Genomic DNA, 16,079 nt, shown 5'->3' on the forward strand with positions numbered 1-16,079 from the left:
CCGAAAAAAAATGCTTGTAATTATTACGATATACTTTCGAGATAGGCTATAATTCCTGCTGCCCCCACCTTGCCTGCCTGCACTGCATCTACCACCTCGCGTCCGCCATTCACAATATCGCCACCGGCAAATACACCTTTTAAATTAGTGCTGCCATCGGCATTAATCTTTACCTTGCCTTGATCGTTTGTAAGGGCCATTCCATTTATCAATTCTTCGAAAGGCATTTGGCCTGCCGCCTTTATTACCATATCGGTGGGTAAGGTAAATGTTTGGCCCGTGCCTATTGGCGCGCGTCTTCCTTTGGCATCAGGCTCTCCCAATTCCATTTTTTCAAAAATCATTTTGCGCACTTTGCTTGTGCCAATTATTTCCTTTGGTGCAGCCAGGTAAACAATATTGCATCCATCTAAACGTGCAAGGTCGAGTTCTTCCTGTGTGCATGGCTTCTCGCTCTCCGTTCTGCGATAAACAATTGTTACATTCTTTGCACCCAATCTTTTTGATTGTGTTGCTGCATCTATAGCTGTCATTCCGAGGCCTATCACAATTACATTTTCGCCTACGGCAATTTTTTCAAAGTTTTTAGTACGCAAGCCATAAATAAAACTTATAGCATCCACTACACCTTTCAAATTTTCGCCCGGAATGTTAAGCGCTCGCGCTACACCCACGCCAAAAGCACAAAACACAGCCTCGTATTCTTGTTGCAATTGCAACAAGGTAATATCGCAGCCTAAAGCCATATTGTACTTAATGGTAATGCCGCCAATAGATAAAATGTATTTGACTTCATCGGCACAAAATTGTGGTGTTACTTTGTAAGCAGCCACCCCGTAAGTCATAAGGCCTCCACCTTTACTTTCTTTTTCATATATAGTAACCGATACACCCTCACGTGCCAATGCATGCGCGCATGCTAAACCGGCAGGACCGGCACCAACTATGGCCACTTGCTTGCCTACAAGTTTTCCATTTTTTGCTCTCTCAAAAAGTTTCCATTTTTTTTGAATGGCTTGTTCGGTAGCGTATCGTTGCAGACGCGCTATCTGTATGGGCTGCTCATGCATCAGGTTATATACGCATGCACCTTCGCATAGTTTTTCTACAGGGCAAACTCGGCTACATCCTGCCCCAAGTATATTACTATCAAAAATAGTTGCAGCGCTTCCTTTTATATTTTCGGTAGCAATCTGTTTTATAAACATAGGCACATCAATGCTTGTTGGGCACAACTTGGTGCATGGCGCATCGTAACAAAACAAACATCGGTTGGCCTCTACCAGGGCACCATCCAATGTATCAAAAGGGGGATGCACATCACTGAAATTTTTCTGCAACTCTTCGGCACTTAATCGCTTATTTTTAATAGCCATATATTTTATTTTATATAGATTTTGATTTTAATTAAAACACGCATCGCCTTTTTGCTACTTCTTATGAGTAGAAAAAAGAAACTACAAATCGGTCATGGGTGTATAGGTTTCGGGTCTGCGGTCGCGAAAGAATTGCCAGGTAGCACGAACTTCTTCTATCAGATCAAGATCGAAATCTGCTATCAGCAATTCATCTTTATCTTCGGATGCCTGAGCAAATATTTGCCCACGTGGGTCAACAAAATAACTGGTACCATAAAACTTTCCAAGATTCCATGGTTTTTCTTCGCCAACTCGATTAATGCATCCCATGTAATAACCATTAGCAACAGCATGTGCAGGTTGTTCTATTTTCCATAAGTACTGCGATAAGCCGGCAACAGTAGCCGAAGGATTATAAACGATTTCTGCACCATTCAATCCAAGTATGCGCGCACCTTCGGGAAAGTGACGATCGTAACATATATACACACCAACTTTGGCATACCTGGTTTGAAACACAGGGTAGCCGAGGTTTCCTGGCTTGAAGAAAAAATTTTCCCAAAATCCGGAAGTATGTGGAATATGATTTTTGCGATACTTACCCAGATAGGTTCCATCGGCATCTATCACAGCTGCAGTGTTATATAATACGCCTGCTTGTTCGCGCTCATATACAGGAACAACTATAACCATGTTATACTTTTTTGAATACTGCTGCATTACTTCGGTAGTTGGGCCGGGTACTGTTTCGGCACTTGCATACCACATTTTATCCTGGCCCTTGCAGAAGTAAGGAGTATTAAAAATTTCCTGAAGACACAGTATCTGCACTCCCTTTTTACCTGCTTCTTCAATATACGGCAGATGTTTGTTCAACATAGCATCAACAATTTCCTGAACTGTTCCTTCGCCCTCAGTTTTGGGAAGCGACATTTGTATTAATCCTGATTTTATAATGCGTGGCATAGCGATATGTTTTTTTGTTTGTACGAATATAGGAATTGAATTTAAAATAGCACATACTTGTCGGCTTAAAATTTATATTTAAGAGATTGTTCTATGATTATTGTTTGCTATTAAAAGGCGATAATGCAATTTTTTTTCGAAGCAAAACTATATGCTACGCTTCAAAGCATGCTGGTAAATCTAAATAGGGGCGGGATAAAAACTAAAGGGGCGGGATAAAGCCCACCCCTATTTAGCCGGGAAAATACATGCCCATTTATATCCCTAACTTTTTGTAATTGATACTGTTTACCTTATCATGGTATGATCAAGAGATAAAAAGATTGTATCGCATTGAAATAGTTTTACTCTACATTTGCAAAAATTAATGACGTTGTCACCACTCGAATTATTTTTTAATCCAGAATCAAATCAAGCGGCCATAACACCGCGGCCATTTATTATTGCCGGGCCTTGTGGTGCCGAAAGTGAACTGCAGGTGCATGCTACTGTTGATGCCATAAGTCATTTACCTATTCACATGGTACGTGCAGGCATATGGAAACCACGCACACGCCCCGATAGTTTTGAAGGCAGAGGCACAGAAGCATTAAGATGGCTTAAAGAAGCTACCACAAAATACAACCTGCCTTGCACAGTTGAGGTAGCCACCGCTGCACATGTTGAAGCCGCTGTTATTGCAGGCATTGATGTGCTTTGGATTGGGGCACGCACCACGGTAAGCCCTTTCATGATGCAGGATATAGCCGATGCACTTAAAGGAATTGATATTCCGGTAATGGTAAAAAATCCGGTTAATCCGGACCTTGCCCTTTGGTTAGGTGCTATTGAGCGTTTACAAAAATTGGGAGTGCAAAAAATTGCTGCCATACATCGTGGTTTTTCAAGCTATGAAAATAATATATATCGTAATAAGCCCAACTGGGAAATTCCAATAGAATTTCGCAGACAAATGAAAAACATTCCAATGATTTGCGACCCCTCGCATATAAGCGGGTCATCATCTAAGGTGGGCAATGTGGCGCAAACAGCGCTCGACATCAACTATGATGGACTGATGATAGAAACGCATATTGATCCACCAAAAGCATTGAGTGATGCAGCACAACAACTTACACCTCGTGAGTTGGAACTATTGCTAGCGAAATTAAAATATCGCGCACCCCAGATTACCGATGTGTTTGAGCTGGCAGAATTGAATCACCTGCGCACGCTGATTGATACCCTTGATACTGATTTAATTGAAATACTTGCAAAGCGAATGTCTATATCGCGTGAGATTGGCGAATTAAAAAAGAAAAATGACATTGCCATTTTTCAACCCGAACGTTGGGATCAAATAGTAAAAACCAGAACAAAACATGGTGTAGAAAAAGAACTCAACCGCGAGTTTCTTTTGAAACTCGTCAACATACTGCACGAAGAATCCATTAATAATCAGGCACGCATGATGAATAGTCTTGATCAATTTCAAAAAAAGACATGATACTTTCTCTGGACTTGCTAAACGACCTCTTACTGAAAAGCAAGGTTAGCAAAATTGCCATCCTGTGCGATTCGAACACAAAAAAATACTGCCTTCCCTGTTTTACAAAAGCATTTAAAAAAGGTAAAGATATCCTGCATCATTACTATCAAACCTGGTGAACGATTTAAAAACACAACCACGCTACTTCAAATAATAGACAAACTGAATGAGCACTTTTTTTCGCGCAATGATATTCTGCTAAACCTTGGTGGTGGTATAATTACCGATACAGGCGGATTTGCTGCCTCTATCTTTAAACGTGGAATTAACTATTACCATATACCTACCACCTTACTTGCGATGATAGATGCTGCACATGGCAGCAAGACCGGAGTTAATCGCGATGGTATTAAAAATAATATAGGCACCTTTTACAAGCCAAGTGGTGTAGTTATTGAAAATGCCTGGTTGACGACTCTCCCGAAACGACAACTTAATAATGGATTTGCCGAAGCACTTAAGCATGCATTGATAGCCGACCGGTATTTATGGCAAATCATAAAAGGCATTACTGCAAGTGAGTTTGCTGCTGACAAAAGGCTTGTTGCAAGATGCATTGAAATTAAAAATGATATTATTGAGCAAGATATGCATGAACTAAACTTGCGCAGGATCCTCAATTTTGGCCATACGATAGGACATGCTCTGGAGAGTTATTTTCTTACTCAAGCCAAGCCCCTACTGCATGGTGAAGCGGTACTTGCCGGTATGCTTGCCGAAAGTTATATCCTCCACAAATCAGGCGTTTTGCCTTCCAACGATTTTGATGAAATAAAACATGTGTTTGCACCGCTTTGTCCACGGTTAACTATAAAACAAAGTCAATTAGAAGCAGTGATGAAGTGGATGCATCACGATAAGAAAAACCAAACTTCAAAAATTGGAATAATCCCATTGCATGCAATCGGACAAGCTAATTCAGATTTAATTTTTCCGAAAAAAGAATTACTAAAAAAATCGTTAGATTTTTTAGTAAAGTTGCCTGGCAAAAAATAATTTTACTTTCTGCGCTCTTCGGCTTCAGCTACCGAAAGTGCTTTGCCGCGAACCTCACGACCGTTTAAAGCTTCAATGGCTTTTTCACCATCTTCCTTTTTTTCGAACTCCACAAAACCGTAACCTTTCGACTCCCAGGTTATTCGGTCATAAACTATTTTGGTGCTTTCAATATCGCCAAATGGAGCGAATAATCCCTCAAGCATGGCTTCGTTTATGCTTGATTCAATATTTTTTACGAATAATTTCATGAGGTAAATATACGCGAAAATAAAATCACCTTACATTTTATCGCTTCTAAAAATAAAAAAGGAGCAAATTTCTTTGCTCCTACATTTGCACTAAAGGCTTTATTGCAACTGTTTCTTTATTCCAATTCGAAACTTATTTTTACATTAATCCGGTACTCCGAAATCTTGCCCTTGCTATCAACCGTGGCACTCAGTTTAGAAACATTCACACTTTTTATTTTCTGCACCGTTTTGTAAGCATGCGCTACTGCATTTTGTGTTGCTTCTTCCCAACTCACCTTACTATTAGCCAAAACCTCTATCACTTTAATCACTCCCATATCCTCTCAATTGAATTGCAAGGTTATGAATTACATTACATATGTACAACAAAAAAGTGTGCTATAATAAATGCATTTTCCGAAGACATAAAATGACGCTTCGCCTCTTATTCTTCTATTCAATAGCTAAGACTACCACTACAACAAAAGTCCATTTACTTGCTGCGCTGCTAAATTCCTTCTGCCTCATAAAATGGGGAACGACACTGAAATATGTGTATAACAAGCAATAAGGAAATAATGATACGCAGCATTCATATTATTCATCTAAGCCATAAGATGGTGATATACAATTTGAATTGAAAGTGAATCACTTCGATGCGTTTGCATTTCGTTTCATGAGAAGCAAATATGTAATCAAAGATACTGCAAATCCAACAAACCAGGCATAATGATATAACTCACTAATCCATTTAGGGAAAGTGGTTTCCTCCACAGCGCCAATGGTTACAAGGAAGCCAAAAATGTTTGGAATAATGCCGGCAAGCAAAGCCACAATAGCATGGGTATTCACGCCATTATGATATGTATATCGGCCATCAAGCGAATAGAGCTCGGTTACAAATAATTCTTTTTTTCGTATAAATAAATAATCGGCAATCATGATGCCGCCCACTGGTCCCAGTAAACTTGAGTAAGCAATAAGCCAAGTAAAAATATATCCATTGGGATCGGCTACCAGTTTCCAGGGAAAAATAAAAATTCCAACAATACCGGTGATGTAACCTCCCATACGAAAACTTATACGGTGGGGTGCCAGATTTGCGAAGTCATTTGCGGGGCTTACAATATTAGCAGCAATGTTAGTGGCAAGTGTTGAGATTGCCACCGCTATCATCGCTAATGACACCAGCAATTTACTGTCGAATTTACCGGCAAGCACCAGCGGGTCCCAAATCATTTCATCGTATACAATCACCGTGGCACTGCTAACTACTACGCCAACAAATGCAAACAAGGTCATAGATGGAGGCAATCCTATGGCCTGTCCTCTAACTTGTGCTTTTTGACTTATTGCATAACGGGTAAAGTCTGGAATATTGAGCGATAAAGTGGCCCAAAAGCCAACCATACCGGTAAGTGCAGGAAAGAAAAATTTCCAAAACTGTGCGTTTGTTTCAAACTTACTGGGTTGCATAAGTATAGGCCCCAAACCATCGGCCGCAGCTATGGCCCAAAACAATAATGCTAATGCAGCAAAGGGAAGAAAAATAGCTTTGAACACGAGTAACTTTCGAATACTTTCTACACCCAGATATACTACATACATATTGAGCAACCAAAACAGCAGAAAGGCAATAGCAGGAGCCGTTTGCAAATTAAACGAGGGAGGAAAAAACTGTGGCCAGGCATCTACTGAAGGCCACCAAGCTTTAAGCAACAGGTAGAGTGCATAACCTCCAATCCAGGTTTGAATACCAAACCAACCACATGCAACAATTGCACGTAACATAGCAGGAATATTGGCGCCTATGGTGCCAAAACTTGCGCGGGCTAATACGGGAAATGGAATTCCATACTTAGCACCTGCGTGACCATTTAAAACCATAGGAACTAAAACAATCGAATTGCCAAGAAAGATAGTTAAGATGGCCTGCCACCAATTCATTCCTCCTGCAATTAAAGAGCTGGCAAGCATGTAGGTGGGTATGCACAGACTCATGCTAATCCATAACGCGGCATAATTCCATGTACCCCATGTTCGCTTTTCCTTTTCAATGGGTGCTATATCTTCGCTATACAGATTGCTTTGCTTGATTGTGTTATCCATTGATTTAATTTGTTAATACCACTACTAAATGGTGATTAAAACATATATGGTGTTAGTTGTTACTTTTTCATCAAACCATTAATTTACTGTAGCTTTATCTGCTATGTGCAGCGCTCCGGATATTATGGCAAGGCCCTCATCAATTTGCTCTTTGGTAATGATTAGTGGAGGTGCAATAAATACATAGTTCCAGCGTACAAACGTATACATTCCATTTTCGCGCAAGTATGCAGCCACTTTATTCATAACTTCCATTTCGTTTGCTTTTGCATTAAAAGGAGCCATAGGCTCTTTTGTTTTTCTATCCTTAACTAGTTCGAGACAACCCAATAAGCCGGTATTGCGCCAATCACCAATGCAGGCATGTTTCACTTTTAGTAATTCAATTTGTGAATCCAGATACTGTCCCATGGCATGTGCATTTTGAATTAAATTATCCTGCTCATAAATTTTGATATTAGCTAATGCGGCAGCACACCCAACCGAATGAGCACTATACGTTAATCCAAGCATTAGCGGAATATCATCATAATGATGCGCAATGGTATCGCTCACTATTACTGCTCCAAATGGAATGTATCCCGAAGTAATTCCTTTGGCCGTGGCAATAATATCGGGTACAACTTCATGATGGTCAACACCAAACCACTTACCTGTTCGCCCCCAGCCAGACATAACCTCGTCAGCAATAAGCAGAATGCCATAGCGATTGCATAACTCTCTAATACCTTTTAAATAGCCTGCAGGATATTTAATACAGCCGGAAGAGCCGGACTCCCCTTCCATTAAAATTGCTGCAATATTTTCGGGGCCTTCAAACTCAAGCACACGTTGCACGTGTTGCAAACACTCGCGCTGGCAAGAGTCGGGGCCTTGCTGCCCAAATGGGCATCGGTAGCAATATGGATCTTCTACGTGCACCACATTGGGCATTTGTTGACTATCACTTTGCAACTTGCGGGGGTCGCCACCGGCAGTCATAGCTCCATAGCTGGCACCATGAAATGCACGATACCTGGCAATAATTTTATGACGTCCCGTATAAAGGCGTGCAAGCTTTATCGCGTTATCAATTGCGGTAGCACCGCATACGGTAAACAAGGTTTTGGTTAAATTGCCCGGACTAATCTCAGCAATTTTTTTTCCTAACTCACCCCGTACTTCCGTAGCACAACTGGGCGTAACAAAGGATACACGATTCATTTGCTCAACTACAGCAGCAGTTACTCGTTCATCACCATGGCCTATGTTTACGTTCATTAAGCCTGAAGAAAAATCAAGATAACGCTTGCCATCAGCATCATACAAATAAACGCCCTTGGCTTTGTCTATCATTATTGGATTGATTCCCTTTTGCTTTGACCATGAAAACAAAGTGTAGTTTAGATTGTCTTGAAGTGCACTCGTACTATTCATATTTATTCCTATAAATGTTTGAGCAAAATACAAATATTATTTTTGCTAATACTTTTTAAAATAAAAATCTTGCTTGGCTTTACATTATGACTTATAGCTCGCAGAAATAATAAAACACTGCATTTTTTTAGTCCAGGTTTTCAAGCTTAGGCAATAAAATAATTTAGCAAAATTGGCTTATAACACAATATGTGTAATGTGCGCAATTATATATACCAAACGATGTGGTTTTTGCAAGCCTAATCCTATGTTTCTCCTTAATAGGAGGTGGAGTTGAAATGCATCCTGTTGCAATTAGCAAAGGTTGCAAAATGAAAGAATGTATCTGTGAGTATATATGTTGTCTGGCAAAAAAACTGTTGACCACAACAAATGAATCAATAATCTTATTTGGCAATAATTTCTTTAGCTTCCTTGACTAAGTATGAGTAGGCTTATTGAAAAGCCTTAAAAAACTAACTCATCCAATTTGTTTTCGATTCAGCATTCCATTTGGTGGTGGTCTTTTTTAATTTTGTCCAAAAGTCGATAGAGCTTTTTCCGGTTATATCTCCTACGCCAAATCGCGAATCGTTCCAGCCACCAAAGCTAAATGGTTCGCGGGGTACAGGCACCCCAATATTAACACCTATCATACCTGCACTTGCATGCTCCATTACATACCTTGCCCAGCTTCCACTTTGTGTAAAAACTGCAGCAGCATTACCATAAGGATTGCTATTTTCTATGCTTATTGCTTCGTCCACATCGCTTGCGCGAATAATGCTTATTACCGGGCCAAAAATTTCTTCACGTGCAACAGCCATATCGGGGGTAACATAATCAATTACGGTTGGGCCTACATAATACCCATTTTCTTTTCCGGGCACTACCGTGTTGCGGCCATCTACTAAAATTTTGGCGCCTTGTTTTTCGGCTTCGGTTATATAATTTTCTATACGCTCTTTTGCTGCTTGTGTAATTACGCTTCCAAGATTTTTCCGGGCACAACTTTTCGTGCTTCTTCGCAAAGCAACTTAATTATATGATCAACAGGACCAACAGCAATCATGGCCGAAGCGGCCATGCATCGTTGCCCTGCACAACCCGACATGGATGCGGCTACATTATTTGCTGTCATAGCAGGGTGCGCATCAGGCAATACAATCAAATGATTTTTGGCGCCACCCAATGCAAGGCATCGCTTAAGATTATGTGTGGAGCGCTGATAAACCAACTTCGCAACTTTGGTGCTGCCGACAAAAGTTACAGCATCTATGCCGGGATGATCGCAAATCGCTTCAACAATTTCTTTGTCTCCATTTACAATGGTATAAACATCTTTGGGTAATCCTGCTTCGGTAAGTAATTCGGCCAGGCGAATACAACTTAAAGGAACAAGCTCAGAAGGTTTCATAATCATGGTGTTGCCAAGTACGAGCGCGTTTGGTATGGTCCAGTTGGGCACCATGGCCGGAAAATTAAAGGGCACAATAGAAGCAACCACGCCTACCGGAAAACGCTCGGTGCGGCACTCTACGCCTTTGCTTACTTCCATTATTTCGCCTGCTACCAATTGCGGCATGCTGCAAGCAAATTCGGTAAGCTCTATGCTTTTTTCAATTTCTGCTTTTGCCTCGTCTATGGTTTTTCCATTTTCTAAATGCACCAACCGGGTTAGCTCATCAAAGTTTTTTTCGAGCAATACTTTGTATTTGAAAAACACTTGCGCTCGTTCCTTAATGGGCACTTTGCTCCATGTAACTAATGCTTGCCTTGCACGCTTCACTGCTTCGTCAAGATCGGCTGCAGTTGACATTGGAATTTTTGAAAGCACTTTTCCATCTACCGGAGAATATACATCCATCATGCGATGTGTAGTTGCTTCGGATGTGTTGACTGTTGATGTTGCCATTGGTATTTTTTTTTATTAGAAATAAATTAAATTCTCTTGCTCACAAAAGTAATGATTATGTGCGAAGTCTTTTAAAAAATCAGCTGCCTGCAATAGTTGCCTATTTATCTTTTAATTGGCAGCTGGAGCCCGCTCCATTCGTTCTATTTTAAATCGGAATCCCTTATATTTCAGTTCATCAAAAAAAGATTTAGAAAACTCTACTTTCCATTTGCGCGAAGCTACTTCGATGCTATACTTCATATCTTCGTTATTGATGGAAAACTTAATTCCAATTTTGCCTTTGTTGTTCTCTATGTTTTTTTGAAGGTTGTCCAACCATTCTTTATCAACTTCATTTTTATCGGCAATGATGGTAATGCTGCGCGCAAGGCTGTTTCCAATTTCAGATAACAGGTGAACACTATTTACCTTTAGCTCCAACTCGTTTGGATTATTAAATCTCGATTGAACGATTGCCTTCACAAAAACAAAAGATTGCTCAGTAAGGAACTTTTCATATTCAACAAGTTTCTTTTCATCAAAAATAGCGAGCTCGACACTGCCTGACAAATCGGCCACAGTAAAAAAACCAAATCGTTTTCCTGTTTTGCCTACCCGCGGATTTGATTTTGTCACGATACCTGCAAAACAAAGTTCTTTACCCTTTAACGCTGCATAATTATCAGGAATAATTTCCATACAATTTATATTAGTAAAGTAATCTAATTCGTACCTAAACAAATCTAGCGGATGCCCTGAAAGGTACATGCCAATCATTTCACGTTCAAAGTGGAGTTTCTCTAAAACCGACCAAGGCTCGCATTCGGGTAAACGCGGTTTCATAGCAGCTTTTTCGGGCTGCGAAACATCTTCAAATAAGTTAAACTGCGATGCGTTGGCCGACTCCTGTTTTTGCTGTCCGTATTTAACAGCCATGTCAAGGCCATTAATGCTTTCTTTATTAGCGAAAAAATATTGCGCTCTATGTGTTTCGGCAAAGCAATCAAAAGCCCCGGCTTTTGACAATCCTTCAAGTGTACGTTTATTTACTGCGCGCAGGTTGCAACGTTCCGTTAACTCAAAAATTGAATGATATGGTCCATCTTTGATGCGGCAGTCAATTATATTTTCTACAGCATTTTCACCAACGCCTTTTACTGCTCCCAATCCAAAGCGAATTTGCTTTTGCTTATTTACCGTGAAGTGAAACGAACTCTCATTTACATCCGGGCCAAGCACGTTAATTCCCATGCGCCTGCACTCTTCCATAAAGAAGGTAACTTTCTCTATATTGCTAAGGTTATGAGTTAGTACCGCAGCCATATACTCTTGTGGGTAATGTGCTTTGAGATAAGCGGTTTGATACGCAACAAATGCATAACATGTAGAGTGCGACTTATTGAAAGCATAGCTTGCAAAGGCCGTCCAATCGGTCCATACTTTTTCGCATACGATAAGATCATGACCACGCATGCCGGCACCTTCCATAAATTTGCCTTTCAACTTATTAAGCGTGTCGAGTTGTTTCTTACCCATGGCCTTGCGCAATACATCAGCATCGCCTTTGCTAAATCCGGCAAGCTTTTGCGATAGCAGCATCACCTGCTCCTGATAGACGGTTATGCCATAGGTTTCCTCTAACATTTCTTCCATATCAGCAAGATCATACACAACTTGTTCCTGCTTGTGCTTTCGCCTGATAAACTGTGGAATATATTCTAATGGCCCCGGGCGATATAATGCATTCATGGCTATTAAATCTTCGAGTCTATCGGGCTTTAGCTCCTTAAGATACTTTTGCATACCGGGCGATTCGAATTGAAATGTTCCATTGGTTTCGCCACGCTGATACAATTGATAGGTTGCAGCATCATCCAATGGAATATTATCAATATCAATTTCAATGGCATAATTCTGCTTGATCAGTCGAAGCGCATCTTTAATAATAGTGAGCGTTTTGAGCCCGAGAAAATCCATTTTGATAACACCGGCATTTTCAATTACAGTGCCCTCAAATTGCGACACCAACAAATCAGAATCCTTGGCAACACACACGGGAATAATCTCCATTAAATCTTTAGGTGCAATAATAATTCCTGCGGCATGCACACCGGTGTTTCGTACACTTCCTTCAAGTTTAACCGCCTCCTGCAACACCTGCGCTTTTATGTCATTACCACTGTATATGTCGCGTAGCTTCATAATGTCGGCAAGAGTGTCGCTATTATATCCTTCCTTTTCAATCAACCCTTTTTCACCATCTAAGGGCGCAAGTATTACCCGGTTCAGTTCAGTGCCCGGGCGGTCAGGCACAAGTTTAGCAAGGGCATTAGCATCAGGCAAAGGCAAATCGAGAACACGGGCAACATCTTTAATACTCATTTTAGCAGCCATGGTACCATAGGTAATAATTTGCGCCACCTGATTTCTTCCGTATTTATTAATTACATAATCAATTACTTTTTGGCGGCCCTCGTCATCAAAGTCGGTATCAATATCAGGCATGCTTTTTCTTTCGGGATTTAAAAAGCGCTCAAACAGTAAATTGTATTTGATAGGATCGATGTTGGTTATACCAATACAATATGCTACTACACTGCCGGCTGCGCTACCTCGTCCGGGGCCAATAAATACACCCATATCTCGGCCGGCTCGTATAAAATCGGCAACGATAAGAAAGTACCCGGCAAACCCCATGTTACGTATTACTCCCAACTCAAACTTTATACGTTCTTCTGTTTCATGATCAATTTCCCTGTATCTCGCTTTGGCACCCTCAAACGTGATGTGCTCAAGGTAATGGTCCTGCGATAAAAAAGCAGAAGGAATCTGGTAAAACGGAAGCAAAATATCTTTGGTAAGATTCAGCATTTTTACCTTATCAACTATTTCGTTTGTATTATCAAGTGCCTGAGGTATGTCGCTAAACTTTTGAAGCATTTGCTTCTGAGTTTTGAAATAAAACTCATCGTTATAAAATGCAAACCTGCGACCTTTAACAAAGGCATCGTCATCGCCAAAATCTTTCATTTTGGGTGTGCTTTGTTTTTCTCCGGTATTAATGCACAATAAAATATCATGTGCATTAGAATCTGACTGATCTACATAATGCGAATCGTTGCTGCATATTACTTTCACCTGATACTTTAGACTCCACCTAAGTAATACTTCGTTTACTTTATCCTGATCAGGTATACCGTGCCGTTGTAATTCAATGTAATAATCTTCACCAAATAAGTTTAGCCACCATTGGAAAATCTTTTCAGCAGCATCTTCACCTTTTTGTATAATAGCCCGAGGTACTTCTGCAGCTAAACAACAGGTGGTTGCAATTAACCCCTCTTTATATTGCTCTACTAATCTTTTATCAATGCGTGGATATTTTCCATACATACCTTCTATATACCCAAGCGAGCAAAGCTTTACCAGGTTTTGATATCCTGTTTCATCCTTCGCAAGAAATAGTTGATGATAACGCACATCTTTATCGTCACGCGTAAATTGTTGTTTGGTTCTATCATCTACCAGATAAAATTCGCAACCAACAATTGGTTTTATAGTTTCGTAGGTGCCTTTGTTATACTTAGCAGCTTCGGCCACAAATTCAAAGGCACCAAACATATTACCATGATCGGTTAAAGCAATTGCTCGCATCTTATCGCCTGTAGCTTTTTTATACATAGCTGAAATAGATGCGGCACCATCAAGAAGACTATATTGTGAATGTACGTGTAAATGTGAAAAATCGGGCATGTTGATTGTTGATATTAAATGATATTAAAATTCGATGGCTTGCACTTTCCTCTTGTAGCGTTATTTTTATTTGAAAACGAAACAACTATCACCTATCGAATAATACTACAATGATTAATTAAAATTTTTTTGAAGGTAAGAAAAATCGGTAAGAAAAGAGTACTTGTTAACCTTATGCCCCATGGCAGCATATACATGGATGCATGCAAGCAACAACTGCTAAGTGAGCATACCGCCATCCACATTTATCACCTGACCGGTAATATAGGAAGCCATATCACTAGCAAGAAAAACGACAAGGTTAGCAACATCATCTGCCGTGCCTCCACGCTTTAATGGAATGGCCTCACGCCATTGTTTTACGGTATCCTGATTGAGTGCTGCCGTCATTTCGGTTTCAATAAATCCCGGTGCAATAGAATTACAACGGATATTACGCGAACCTAACTCTAGGGCAATACTTTTGGTAAATCCATTAATACCTGCTTTGCTTGCAGCATAATTGGCTTGTCCGGCATTGCCTTTAACACCAACTACCGAACTTATATTAATAATGCTGCCCGACCGCTGCTTAAGCAATTGTCGCTGCACAGCCTTGGTCACATTAAACACACTTTTCAGGTTGGTATTAATTACCTCATCAAAGTGCTCTTCGCTCATACGCATAAGGAGATTGTCGCGGGTGATGCCTGCATTGTTTACCACAATATCAATAGATGGCCATTGTGCTAATATGCCTGCTACCAGATCTTCGGCCGCTTTATAATCTGCCGCGTTAGACTGAAAGCCAATAGCCTGCACACCAAACTGCTTGAGTTCGTCTTGAAGTAGCATCGCTTTTTCAATCGAAGAGTTATAAGTAAAAGCTATATGAGCGCCATGCTCAGCAAGCTTAAGGGCAATGCCTCTGCCTATTCCGCGCGATGCGCCTGTAATTAATGCATATTTGCCTGTTAATAATTTCATATCAATGGTATTTTTATAGGTAAGTTCACGTTTAGATTTGCCAAATATATTTTAACCTAAACTCCTTACAAAATGAGAAAACTCTTTTTCGCAATTGTGTTAATAACTATTTCAGCAAACGCAAAGGCACAATCAACGTTATTCGGTGTTAATGCAAACTTTAATACCACCTGGCTATTGAATAAAAACATTAATGAGGCAGGAAGTTGGATTAACCCCGAAGCATCTTTTGCCAACTCTATTGGATTGCAGGGAGGATATTTGTTTGGAAAGAATACTGCTATTAAACTGGAGTTAAATACATTTACAGTAAGACAAAAATATAATGGCGAGTTTCAATTTGCCAATAATGTAAGTGTTAATTACAAAGGCGAAGACAAGGTTAAATTTTACGATATTCCGTTGATGTTTCAAATTTCGAATAACGGAGGAATGTATTTTGAGTTTGGCCCACGTATGATGCTGGTGCGTACTTCGCTAGGATCAATTGACCCGGTGCAACCTCTTACCTATGAATATAATGCACGCAATATCTCGCATCAGTTTCACAAAACCATATTTGGTGTTGCTGCCGGACTTGGAATAAATATAAAAACGTCCGAACGCATTGTGATTAATGCAGGTGTGAGGTTTACCCGATCGCTAAGTGACGTTACAAAAGAAATGGATAAGAGCGAGTTGTTTGATAGTTTTTATAACGAACAAAATAAAAACGAAAACCTGATAGGCTTAACCGGTTTATACAGCCACTACAACAAAGACTTCGAATATGATTATGCTCCCACTACCCTATTTACCGGAGGAATTATGTTTGGTGTAAGCATGAATATTATTACAAAAAAGAAGGAAGAAAAAAAACCGGTAGAATAACTACCGGT

At 40.2% G+C, this 16,079-nt stretch carries 11 protein-coding genes and 1 pseudogene; 3 read left to right on the forward strand and 9 right to left on the reverse strand.

The annotated features are described in order from the left end of the window. Window positions 1-23 precede the first annotated feature (23 nt). The gene (locus IPO27_00525) at window positions 24-1,376 is read right to left on the reverse strand and encodes an NAD(P)-dependent oxidoreductase (GenBank protein MBK8845101.1); all 1,353 of its coding nucleotides are present in this window, start codon (window positions 1,374-1,376) and stop codon (window positions 24-26) included. An 81-nt stretch (window positions 1,377-1,457) separates the two neighbouring features. Next, the gene (locus tag IPO27_00530) at window positions 1,458-2,324 is read right to left on the reverse strand and encodes an acyltransferase (GenBank protein ID MBK8845102.1); all 867 of its coding nucleotides are present in this window, start codon (window positions 2,322-2,324) and stop codon (window positions 1,458-1,460) included. Window positions 2,325-2,691: 367 nt separating this feature from the next. Here IPO27_00530 and IPO27_00535 point away from each other — a divergent pair, with 367 nt between their 5' ends. Together IPO27_00535 and aroB are read left to right on the forward strand one after the other, a co-directional pair. Beyond that, window positions 2,692-3,810: a bifunctional 3-deoxy-7-phosphoheptulonate synthase/chorismate mutase type II gene (locus tag IPO27_00535; GenBank protein MBK8845103.1), complete on the forward strand. Its 1,119-nt coding sequence runs from the start codon at window positions 2,692-2,694 to the stop codon at window positions 3,808-3,810. Between the two features lie 54 nt (window positions 3,811-3,864). Beyond that, window positions 3,865-4,848: a 3-dehydroquinate synthase gene (aroB, locus tag IPO27_00540; protein MBK8845104.1), complete on the forward strand. Its 984-nt coding sequence runs from the start codon at window positions 3,865-3,867 to the stop codon at window positions 4,846-4,848. Window positions 4,849-4,850: 2 nt separating this feature from the next. Here the strand turns inward: aroB and IPO27_00545 are convergent, their stop codons facing one another. The 7 genes and pseudogenes from IPO27_00545 to fabG all read right to left on the reverse strand — a co-directional run bounded on the left by IPO27_00545 (window position 4,851) and on the right by fabG (window position 15,201). Beyond that, window positions 4,851-5,099 (reverse strand): RNA-binding protein, encoded by a 249-nt coding sequence (locus IPO27_00545; protein ID MBK8845105.1) that lies wholly within the window; start codon window positions 5,097-5,099, stop codon window positions 4,851-4,853. A 116-nt stretch (window positions 5,100-5,215) separates the two neighbouring features. Next, window positions 5,216-5,419, reverse strand: a complete 204-nt coding sequence (locus tag IPO27_00550; protein MBK8845106.1) for a dodecin domain-containing protein — start codon at window positions 5,417-5,419, stop codon at window positions 5,216-5,218. Between the two features lie 310 nt (window positions 5,420-5,729). Then, entirely contained in the window at window positions 5,730-7,190 is a 1,461-nt protein-coding gene (locus IPO27_00555; GenBank protein ID MBK8845107.1) for an NCS1 family nucleobase:cation symporter-1, read from the reverse strand. Window positions 7,191-7,268: 78 nt separating this feature from the next. Continuing rightward, complete coding sequence (locus IPO27_00560; GenBank protein ID MBK8845108.1) at window positions 7,269-8,606, reverse strand: aminotransferase class III-fold pyridoxal phosphate-dependent enzyme; 1,338 nt, start codon at window positions 8,604-8,606, stop codon at window positions 7,269-7,271. A 455-nt stretch (window positions 8,607-9,061) separates the two neighbouring features. After that, window positions 9,062-10,500: pseudogene (locus IPO27_00565) on the reverse strand (CoA-acylating methylmalonate-semialdehyde dehydrogenase). Between the two features lie 111 nt (window positions 10,501-10,611). Next, window positions 10,612-14,235 (reverse strand): DNA polymerase III subunit alpha, encoded by a 3,624-nt coding sequence (dnaE, locus tag IPO27_00570; protein MBK8845109.1) that lies wholly within the window; start codon window positions 14,233-14,235, stop codon window positions 10,612-10,614. Window positions 14,236-14,454: 219 nt separating this feature from the next. Next, window positions 14,455-15,201, reverse strand: a complete 747-nt coding sequence (fabG, locus tag IPO27_00575) for a 3-oxoacyl-[acyl-carrier-protein] reductase (protein MBK8845110.1) — start codon at window positions 15,199-15,201, stop codon at window positions 14,455-14,457. 72 nt (window positions 15,202-15,273) lie between these two features. Between fabG and IPO27_00580 the strand changes: the two genes are divergently transcribed. Next, window positions 15,274-16,071: a hypothetical protein gene (locus IPO27_00580; protein ID MBK8845111.1), complete on the forward strand. Its 798-nt coding sequence runs from the start codon at window positions 15,274-15,276 to the stop codon at window positions 16,069-16,071. The last annotated feature ends 8 nt before the right edge of the window (window positions 16,072-16,079 follow it).

It is taken from the genome of Bacteroidota bacterium, from assembly GCA_016714535.1.
Classification (GTDB): domain Bacteria; phylum Bacteroidota; class Bacteroidia; order AKYH767-A; family OLB10; genus JADKFV01.